The sequence below is a fragment of the Staphylococcus petrasii genome (assembly GCF_002902565.1).
Lineage (GTDB): Bacteria > Bacillota > Bacilli > Staphylococcales > Staphylococcaceae > Staphylococcus > Staphylococcus petrasii.
On record NZ_PPRC01000095.1, the window covers coordinates 1 to 6,148 of the forward strand.

General features: G+C 31.0%; 7 protein-coding genes. All 7 read right to left on the minus strand.

Annotated elements, in window-relative coordinates; all coding sequences use genetic code 11:
• Positions 1 to 116: 116 nt before the first annotated feature.
• Positions 117 to 653 (minus strand): 5-formyltetrahydrofolate cyclo-ligase, encoded by a 537-nt coding sequence (locus CD127_RS11285; RefSeq protein WP_103366784.1) that lies wholly within the window; start codon positions 651 to 653, stop codon positions 117 to 119.
• Positions 654 to 821: 168 nt separating this feature from the next.
• A complete protein-coding gene (gene rpmG / locus CD127_RS11290) occupies positions 822 to 971 on the minus strand; it encodes a 50S ribosomal protein L33 (protein ID WP_103298552.1) in 150 nt (49 codons plus the stop codon).
• A 116-nt stretch (positions 972 to 1,087) separates the two neighbouring features.
• Complete coding sequence (locus tag CD127_RS11295; RefSeq protein WP_103366785.1) at positions 1,088 to 3,133, minus strand: peptidoglycan D,D-transpeptidase FtsI family protein; 2,046 nt, start codon at positions 3,131 to 3,133, stop codon at positions 1,088 to 1,090.
• 133 nt (positions 3,134 to 3,266) lie between these two features.
• Positions 3,267 to 3,866, minus strand: coding sequence for a superoxide dismutase (locus tag CD127_RS11300; RefSeq protein ID WP_103298554.1), 600 nt, complete (start codon positions 3,864 to 3,866; stop codon positions 3,267 to 3,269).
• Between the two features lie 251 nt (positions 3,867 to 4,117).
• Positions 4,118 to 4,540 carry a Fur family transcriptional regulator gene (locus CD127_RS11305; RefSeq protein ID WP_103329720.1) on the minus strand — a complete coding sequence of 141 codons (423 nt, stop codon included), beginning with the start codon at positions 4,538 to 4,540 and terminating at the stop codon, positions 4,118 to 4,120.
• A 3-nt stretch (positions 4,541 to 4,543) separates the two neighbouring features.
• On the minus strand, positions 4,544 to 5,389 hold the full coding sequence (locus CD127_RS11310) for a metal ABC transporter permease (RefSeq protein WP_103298684.1): 846 nt from the start codon (positions 5,387 to 5,389) through the stop codon (positions 4,544 to 4,546).
• Positions 5,390 to 5,449: 60 nt separating this feature from the next.
• On the minus strand, positions 5,450 to 6,148 hold a 699-nt coding region (locus CD127_RS11315; RefSeq protein ID WP_103366786.1), incomplete at its 5' end, for a metal ABC transporter ATP-binding protein.

A 6,148-nucleotide genomic window follows, 5' to 3' on the forward strand; every position in this document is an offset into this window, starting at 1 on the left:
AAGCCATACCTCATTTTCATTTTTTTCAATATTTATTAGATGATAGTCAAAATAACGAATCCAATAATATATTGATTTCCAAAATTGTTTCTCATTATCCATTAATTTCTCCACCATCAAGTTTTATAAATAATTAATTCACTAACAGGTTGATCGTGATTTTCAATTTCAAAATCTGTCAGTTGAAAATCATAAATCAAACTAATCGTATTTGCGTTAGATTTGCTAAGAAATCGATCAAAGTAGCCTCCACCATAGCCAATTCTATAGCCATCATCACGGAAAGCTACTCCTGGCACTATGATTAAGTCTAATTCATCTGTAATTTCAGTATCACCCTTCACTGAATTAATACCTTTTTCATCTTCTACAATAGAATCTAAGTCGATAATTTCCTTAAAATTCATTTCACGCGTTTTGTAATTAGTATTAGGAACAAATACTTTTTTATTGTCATTTAATGCAGTTTGGATGATTTTATATGTATCTACTTCATGAGGCATTGAAAGTACCATACCGATACGATGAGCATTTTTGTACCACTCATGATTCAGTAAGTGTTCTTTCAACCAATTATCAGCATCTTCTTTGTTAGAAGAATCAAACGCCTTCATTTTTGAAAGAATATCTTTGCGGATAGTCTTCTTATTCATTCCCTTACACCACCTTTATATACTAAATATATTATAACGTTATTAAAAGATGATGTCATTTAGATGCAATGGAAAAAGGTCTATAATCAAACATCTACCATTGCATATAGAAGACTTTAATATAAAAAAATTAGGCTGAAAATAATTTCAGCCTAATCAATCGTTTTATTATTTTGTTTCACGGTGTAAAGTGTGTTTGTTATCACGTGAACAATATTTTTTCATTTCAATACGTTCTGGATTGTTTCTTTTATTTTTAGTTGAAATGTAGTTTCTGTCACCACATTCAGTACAAGCTAATGTTACGTTTACGCGCATGTTAATTCCTCCTTACCTTTTCTAAATACGACTTTATTATCATACCACTTAGAATAAAAATTGAAAAGTATTAATTTTAGTAACGCCTATCAATTCTAATAATGTGTAATTAAAGATTATTTTTCATTTTTAAAATAATAATTAATCACGTCGCGACCTAAGTCTCCCCCGTTTAACCATGGGGGTGGAACTGGTTGGTTAGTATATACAATTGAAAAAGCTAATTTAGGGTTTTTAATTGGTGCATAACCTATATAAGTTGAGTTAACACGAGATTCACCGTTTTGGAATACTTCGGCTGTCCCTGTTTTACCTGCAGATGGCACTTCTGTTTTATGGAAGCTAGCATAACCCGTACCATCTACTTTATTAAAGGCCATTTCAAATCCTTTTTTCACTTCATCAATTTCATCTTGTGAATTATTGACTTTATTTAATACATTTCCTTTTATTTTCTCTTTTACTGGTCCAACATCATCACTATTCGTCGCGTTGTGAACAGCTAATCCTATATGAGGTTGAATTCTGTAGCCATTATTAGCAATGGTTGAGACGTATTGTGATAATTGAAGTGGTGTATAAGTATCATATTGACCAATAGATAAATCAAGATAGTTTCCAGGATTATTCGTTAATGGTTCAATTTGTCCAATCGTTTCATTTGGTAAATCAATGCCTGTTTTAACACCTAAACCTACTTGATTTAATCCTTTTCTTAATTTTTGACCAGCCTCTTTGATATCTGTTGGTAAATTCATACCGTTATAGTATGGGTCTCCTGCTAATTTTAAAGCAGTTTTAAACATATATACGTTAGATGAATGCATTAACGCTTCTTCATCATTAATTCTAACCTTACCATTTTGGTTAAAGTAAGATCGTTTTGTTAAGCCACCGCGGAAATGTAATGGTTCATCAATCATTTCTTCGCCAACTTTAATTGCTTTATTTTGGTAGCCAGTTAATAATGTGCCACCTTTGACAGAAGAACCAACAGCAAATTGACCTGTGAAGTTACCTAAATCGTAATCCGTTAATTTACCATCTTTACTGATTTGTTTTCCTGCCATTGCTAGGATATCACCATTTTTAGGGTTTTGAACTACTATAAGCGCATTATCCATATTAGTAGCACCTTGACTACGTAATGTTTTAATTTCGTTTTCTAATAGTGATTCAACCTTTTTCTGTAAATCGATATCAATAGTTAATTGTAAATCATCGCCTCGTGACCCTTTATTAATCACTTCTGAATTAATGACTTTACCAGATTTATCAGTAGTATATTTCATTTCTTTCTTTTTACCACGTAATATATCTTCATATTGATATTCTAGATACGATTTACCTACTCTATCATTTCTTGAGTAACCTTTAGCTAAATATTGTTCAGTTAATTCTTTAGGAATACCTTCAGCTGGGGTTGATACACTACCAAATATACTGCGAAGCGTATCGCCATACGGATAACGACGATCCCAATCCATTGAAGTATTTACACCAGGAAGTTTATCTAATTGTTGTGATACAGCTGCATATTCTTTTTCACTGACATCTTCGTTTTTAATTGTTTCTGGATCTAGCGTTGAACCTGCTGACATTTCTCTATAAATTGCTAAGACTTGTAAATCCTTTTTACTTAGAGAATTTAATTGTTTATCGCCAATTTTAGAATACAGTTGTTTGTCGTACTGGTCTTGGCTAATACTTCCATCATTAAGCATGGATTGCTCTTTTGTCATCATATGTTCTACTTGTTCTGGATGTTTTTGAATCCAAAAATCTTGTTTATCACGTTCAGTTATTTTATTCGTCTTCATTGTTATCAATTTAGAAAGCTTTTCAGCTGTATCTAACATATCTTGTTGACTCGTTTTTCTTGAACGCGTGTATGTAATTGCTAGTTTTGAAGCATTATCAACTAGGACTTTACCATTTCTATCAAGTATTCTACCTCTCGGAACTGACTCGTTCACAGTAATATTTTCATCGTTTTTGACTAACTGCTTATAATGAGAGCCTTGAGCAATTTGTAAATACCCTAACCGTAATACAATAATTGCAAATATTAATACGATTGCACCGAAAATAAAATTGATACGCTTATTCATTGTATATTTTATTTTCTCATCATTTGTTTTTTCTTTTAACCTTTTAAGCAAGATAACCTACCTCAATTATTAAACATGTTTACCTATAAATGATATATGAATTTTATATATATTACCATTATTATATCAAAAAAATAGTGGTCTCTATCAAAGAGACCACCGAAATAAACGTTTATTTATTAACTTATTTAGCAGCGTTATATAATTCGTCTACTTTTTCCCAGTTAACTACGTTCCAGAAAGCACTGATGTAATCTGGACGTTTATTTTGATATTTTAAGTAGTAAGCATGTTCCCAAACATCTAAACCAAGGATAGGTGTTTTACCTTCTGTTAATGGGTTATCTTGGTTTGGAGTAGTAACGATTTCTAATTGACCGTTATTTACTACTAACCATGCCCAACCTGAACCGAAACGTGCTGCAGCTTTGTCAGCGAATTCTTTTTTGAATTCATCTAAAGAACCCCATTGTTCTTTAATTTTATCAACTACAGTACCTTTTTCTTCAGAATTAGGAGTTAATAATTCCCAGAATAATGAGTGGTTTAAGTGTCCACCGCCATTATTACGTACAGCTGTTTGAATATCTTCAGGTACGCTATCTAAATTAGCAACGATTTCTTCGATAGATTTAGATTCTAAGTCAGTACCCTCAACTGCAGAGTTTAATTTTGTCACATAAGTATTGTGATGTTTGTCATGGTGGATTTCCATAGTTTCTTTATCAATGTGTGGTTCTAATGCATCTGCTGCATATGGTAAATTTGGTAATTCAAAAGCCATAAATAATCATCCTCCTAAAATTTCGTTACATTAATAATAACAAGCAATTTACTAAGCAACAAACCTTTTGCTTAATTTATATATATTGTTTACTTATTATCTTGTTACTTTATTACTATAACTCATAAAGTTAGATTTTAAACATAATAAGGCTTAAATTTTAAAAATTCCTTAATAATTCAGACTAATGACCTATATATTTAGAAAAAACCTATCTAGCTTATTAGTTTATTCGCTAGATAGGTTATAAGTTAATTAATGCCTTTGTGATGACATGTTTCACATATGCCATATACTTCCAGTTTATGTGTATGGATGTCTACGTTTGGCAAGAACTGTTTGATTTCGTCAATTGGACAATAATCAATTACTTTAGTATCGCCACAATTTTCACAGATAAAATGATGGTGATGATGATTTGTGCAAGCAATTCTAAATTTCATTTCTCCGTCTAATTCAGTACTTTCGATGATATTTAAGTCTTTAAATAGATGTAAGTTTCTATATATAGTATCGAAAGAAATACCAGGATAATCTTTATCTAATTGTTGTTGAATGTGTTTAGCATTAATATATTTATCTTCTTGAACAAATATATTAATCATATCTTCACGTTTCTTCGTATATTTTAAACCATTATTTTTTAAAATTTTTATTGCATCATTTGTATTCATACTTTAATGCCCCTTTTTAAATCTAAAAGTAGATCTTTGATATAACATCGTAATTCCTAATAATAGAACTAATAGGACTACGATAACACCACCTGGTGAAATATTCATATAGAAAGCAAGAATTAATCCTAAAATCACTGAACTTTCACCGATAATAATACTTAAAATGATTAATTGTTTAAAGCCTTTAGTTATTCGCATAGCAATTGCTATTGGGAGTGTGATCAAAGCACTCACTAGTAAAATCCCTACTACTCTCATAGAAGCTGAGATAACCATAGCGACAATGACTATAAATAGAAATTGTATCCATTTAGGGATATTGATTACTTTACTATATTCTTCATCAAAAGATAAAATAAATAACTCTTTGTAGAATAAAATAATGAATAGGACGACGATGATTGAAATCACAGAGATTGTAATTAAATCACTCAAATTCACCGCACTTATAGAACCAAATAATAGTCCTACAATCTCTTGGTTAAAACCATCAGCTAATGATATGAATATTGCACTTAATGCAATACCAGCACTCATAATAATTGGAATTGCTATTTCTTGATAATTAGTATAAGAGGTTCTTAATTTTTCAATTAATAGCGCTCCAACGATAGCAAAAAGAATACCAAACCACATTGGGTTAATAAATGCTAATGCGGGAGATAATGTTAGAACAAACATTCCAAATGAAATACCGCCTAAAGTCACATGGCTTAGAGCGTCTGCAATTAGGGATAAACGTCTAACAACAATAAAGGCGCCTATTAATGGCGCAATAAAACCAATAAGAATACCACTTATTAGTGAATAACGCATAAAATCAAAATTTAATAAGGCTTCAATCATGGAAATCACCGTATTTAGTTTTATTTAATTTATTCATAATTAACTCCTTGTAATCTTATATTATGCTTCACAGCATGTTCTATTGTGTTGATGATCAACAAATTTTACGGGATGACCATAAATTTTAGAAATTTCAACTTCATCAAGGGATTTAAATTCTTCAGTTGAGCCATGAAAATGTAGATGTTTGTTAAGACAAGCTACTTTAGTAGCTGTGTCAGCTACAACGCCAATATCATGGGTTACAAGTATAATTGTAATGCCTTCTTGTTTTAAGCGTTCTAGTGTTTCATAGAATTCGCTGACATGTTTCGCATCTATACCATTTGTAGGTTCATCGAGGATTAACACAGATGGATTAGATATTAAAGCACGAGCGATTAAAATTCGTTGTTGTTGTCCTCCAGATAGCTCTGCGATATTTTTATCAATTAGATGATGAATGTTTAATCTACTTAAGACGTCTTCTACTAATTTTTCATCTTCTTTATTAAAGCGTTGAAACAGCTTTTTTGTCTTAGTAAGCCCGCTTAATACGACTTCTCTTACGCTTGCTGGAAAGCCTGCTCTAAAAGCATTTGCTTTTTGAGATACATAGCTTATTTTTAAAGCTGATTGTGTATTCTTTTTATATGATTTTCCGTCGATAAAAATTTCACCATTTTGAAGCGGAAGTAATCCTAATATTACTTTTAACAATGTAGATTTACCTGCCCCATTTGGTCCTACTATTGCAAGAAAATCACCTTTATTTATTTT